The organism is Bacillus sp. AFS001701, assembly GCF_002559405.1.
In the GTDB taxonomy this organism is placed as follows: Bacteria; Bacillota; Bacilli; order Bacillales; family Bacillaceae_G; genus Gottfriedia.
On the sequence record NZ_NTZO01000325.1, the window covers coordinates 1 to 2,756 of the forward strand.

Annotated in this window: 3 protein-coding genes; all 3 read right to left on the bottom strand. The window is 28.9% G+C overall.

Features of this window, described 5'->3' with window-relative positions; all coding sequences use genetic code 11:
• Nucleotides 1-271 precede the first annotated feature (271 nt).
• Nucleotides 272-907, bottom strand: coding sequence for a FusB/FusC family EF-G-binding protein (locus CN514_RS19070; protein ID WP_098233956.1), 636 nt, complete (start codon nucleotides 905-907; stop codon nucleotides 272-274).
• Nucleotides 908-1,054: 147 nt separating this feature from the next.
• Nucleotides 1,055-1,318 (bottom strand): CD3324 family protein, encoded by a 264-nt coding sequence (locus tag CN514_RS19075; protein ID WP_098233957.1) that lies wholly within the window; start codon nucleotides 1,316-1,318, stop codon nucleotides 1,055-1,057.
• A gap of 306 nt (nucleotides 1,319-1,624) precedes the next feature.
• Nucleotides 1,625-2,527: a LysR family transcriptional regulator gene (locus tag CN514_RS19080; RefSeq protein WP_098233958.1), complete on the bottom strand. Its 903-nt coding sequence runs from the start codon at nucleotides 2,525-2,527 to the stop codon at nucleotides 1,625-1,627.
• Between the last annotated feature and the right edge of the window lie 229 nt (nucleotides 2,528-2,756).

Genomic DNA, 2,756 nt, shown 5'->3' on the forward strand with positions numbered 1-2,756 from the left:
TTTTAGAAAAACAAATTCAAATGATACTCTAAGTAAAGGATATTAAAGTAGTTTTCAAGAGTAACCATTTTTTTGATGAATAAATTGATTGGAACGAAGGGGTGCTCGACTCCTATGGGATAAGCGGGAAGACTGTGACCCCGCAGGCTTGCCGAGGAGGCTTAAGAATCTCGCCCCATGGAAAGCGAGCATCTCGTAGTGGAAATCAACTTCACTAGACTCCTTTTACGAAAATTTGGTCATTAATTGACAAGGTTATTTTCAGTTTTCACTATTTAACCAACATAATAAAATCATGCAGTTTTTCTAGCGACATAACATTTTGATTACATACATGGCTATCCTTGCAAATGTAATTTCCTCTTTGGGTAAAAGTACCTTCAATTTTTCCTTTTGTTTTTGTCATGAATAATCCTAAATCACCGTATTTATTACATATTGTACAGTTGCCTCTTTTTTTCATAGGATTAAAAGTACCTTGTAAACCAATTAATTTGTCATTTAAATATGTGACAATAAACTTTGAATTAGAGCCTAAGTCATCCCATCCAATATATGTTGTCTCAACTAAATCAATATTTTGTAATAAAGGAAGCTTTAACTTTTTAGCTTTAGGAAATAGCTTTTTGATGGATTGTTCTGATACTTCTTTAAAAGGAATTATATAAGGCTTTAATCGGTTCAGTAAAACATCTGCTTCATCAGAATTTTTAATTGTGCTAATTGGACTGAAGAGTAGTTGTTGATCTTCAGTTAGTTCAGGAAATAAACTTAGTATTTTATCATTAACAAGTGAATGTAAAGCATTTAAAACTGTTTTATCATTTACTGTAGAATGTCCATTTGTTAAGACATGAAGTTGATGTTTAATAAAATTATATTGTTCTGTTCTTATAAAAGGTTTCATTTATATCACTCCTAATTTGAGAGGGAAGTTCGATTTATAACTTAACATCTTTAATTTACATCAAAATAGTGAATTTATATATGTTGAGTTTATGTAAGAAACAAAGTTGCCATAAAAAAACACTTATATTAATCAGTGTTTTTTGATTTATTTAGTATATACAATTTTTTTTATTGTTTCGATTGAGAGAAAATATTCTTTCGCTAATTGCTCAATTGATTGACCGTTTTTAAATGCTTCTTTAATTGCTTTATTTCGATTATCAATTAGCTTTCTTGTACCTGAACGTGAGCCCCATTTTTTGTGAACTTTTTCAGATTTTGGAATATAAAGTGTTTCTCCCTGTACGTATTTTTGTATTTCCAATAATAACTTTTCAGGTAAAACAGCAGTTGCTTTTATATATGCCATCTTTGCGGAGCCCCTTATTCTTATTTAGTAAATAAGGTGCAAAGCCGTTGACTCAGAACTGCTTACTTGGGCGATTAGTAAAACCTACCCATGCAAAGTATCGCCTTTCTAAATCTAGGCTTTGCATGGGATGTTGATTTATCTGACAAATTAACGGTACTTGTCATAATAGATCACCTCCTAAAGAAATCAAGAAAACTTTTTATTTATTATAAATTATATCTGTTCAGATTGCATTTGTTACTTATGAATAAAATGAAAAAGGAATAGAAAGCCTTTTAGATAGATTGTTCCTATTCCTTTTCATTATTTATTTAACTGAAATAATATGTGTTTAATAATCTCACTGGATGAACTTGATAGTCCATGTTCTCGCGAATAAATAGCCCATATATCCTGATAGATGTAATTCGTTTCATCAGTATATGTAATCGGTATTACTTTGAGTTCATCATTACGAAATGTTGGGTAGTTTTTTACTGTAAACTCATGAATAAAAGAAAAACCAGCACTTTCCTTTACAACGTTTAAGAGTAGTCTAGGATTATTTGTCGTTAAGATAACATGATTAGTAATACATTTTGAAAACTTTTTTACAATGCCATTTTTTGTATTTTTTAATATTACTATTTTCTCATTATTTAAATCTGCAGGTGTTACGTATTCATAATTGAATAATTTAGAATTCTTTCCAACTACTATACCTACTCTAGCTCTACTGATTAACTTTTTACCCAATTTTGGATATTTATCTAATTCTTCTTTCTCTATTGGTAGGAAACCAACATCATAACGATCTGGATTAAAACTTTTTAGTAACTGCTCTTGAAGCATTTCCTCAACGTCAATCGAGATTTGAGGATTTTCTAAGTTGAAGTTTGTTACTGCTTCTTGAAAAATATCAAAAAATGCTGTTGCTGCAACGATTTTTAATTGTTTTTCCTTTTTAATATTTAAGTTAAAAAGTTCCTCGTTTAATTGCTTAATATTCGATAATATATTTATTGCTTTCATTATTACAATATTTCCTTCAGGTGTAGGAGTAGTTCCTATCCTTGAACGATTAAATATTGTTATATTTAATTCTCTTTCTAGTTGTGAAATTGATTGGCTTATAGCTGATGTAGAGATATATAACTTTTCGGCAGCTTTAGATATTGATTTTTCATTTGCTACATAAACAATATACTCTAATTGTTCGAAATTCATAGTAATCTCCTAATAATAAAAAATTCTAATACATGTAGTAATTTAAGAACATAAAAAAATTTAAAAGATAGTGGACATCGTTGGTTATATTTTAGTAATTTCATTAATTTTTGAGGAGCTAATAAAATTATAGTGTGGATACAGTATGAAGGAACACTTAAGATAAAAAAACAGTTTAATGATACACCTTTTTTACTGGAAAATCTTGTGCATAGTTAAATTTATATTA

Coding starts and splice junctions, on each gene's coding strand:
- CN514_RS19080 (WP_098233958.1), bottom strand. CDS start 2,527: ATGAATTTCGAACAATTAGAGTATATTGTTTATGTAGCAAATGAAAAA.
- CN514_RS19075 (WP_098233957.1), bottom strand. CDS start 1,318: ATGGCATATATAAAAGCAACTGCTGTTTTACCTGAAAAGTTATTATTG.
- CN514_RS19070 (WP_098233956.1), bottom strand. CDS start 907: ATGAAACCTTTTATAAGAACAGAACAATATAATTTTATTAAACATCAA.